This window comes from Vibrio sp. 1249-1 (assembly GCF_033340495.1).
In genome coordinates, this window is the sequence record NZ_JAWOWJ010000799.1 from 1 (window position 1) to 602 (window position 602).

The 602-nt window shown below is 44.9% G+C and carries 1 protein-coding gene; it reads left to right on the plus strand.

Going from position 1 to position 602, the window contains the following annotated elements; translation table 11 throughout:
* The coding region (locus tag R7Z50_RS28985; protein ID WP_318149945.1) for an MFS transporter at positions 1–602 on the plus strand (602 nt) is incomplete at both ends.

Below are 602 nucleotides of genomic sequence, written 5' to 3' on the forward strand. Positions count from 1 at the left end.
GTATATCTCTGTCACTGCTGCTGTCATGCCGATTGTCGCGCCTCTTTTTGGCGGATGGATTGCGTACCACTTTAGCTGGCAAGCGGTATTTGTCTTTGTGCTGCTTTACTTGTTGGCGATATTTATCCTTGGCTACTTGGTTCTGCCAGAAACGCTGCCGTATCCAAAACGCAAGTTCGAGGTAAGGCAAGTCATGGTGAATTACTTCTACTTGCTAACGAACAAGCAAGTTATCGGGAGTGCCAGTTATAACTGGTTAAGCTACCTATCTGGCTTAGTAACATTGTCGTTATATCCATTTTTGATGCAGCAAGAATTGGGTTTAACCGCAGCTGATTATGGTTCTTTGATGATTATTCCGTCAGCTGGTTTGTTGATGGGTAGCCTCGTCCTTAATTTGATCAATAACCGTTATAAAGCACAGCAAATACTGTTGATGAGCTTTGCGATTGTCGCGCTTTCTGGGTGTTTACTGTTGGTGACGCCGTTTACGGTTGCATCGTTACTGGTCGCATTCACGTGTTTGAGTTTTGCGCAAGGGATGTCTTTTCCTGTTTCGATAAGTTTGTTGTTGTCTCCGCATAAGCAGCAAGCTGGGGCAG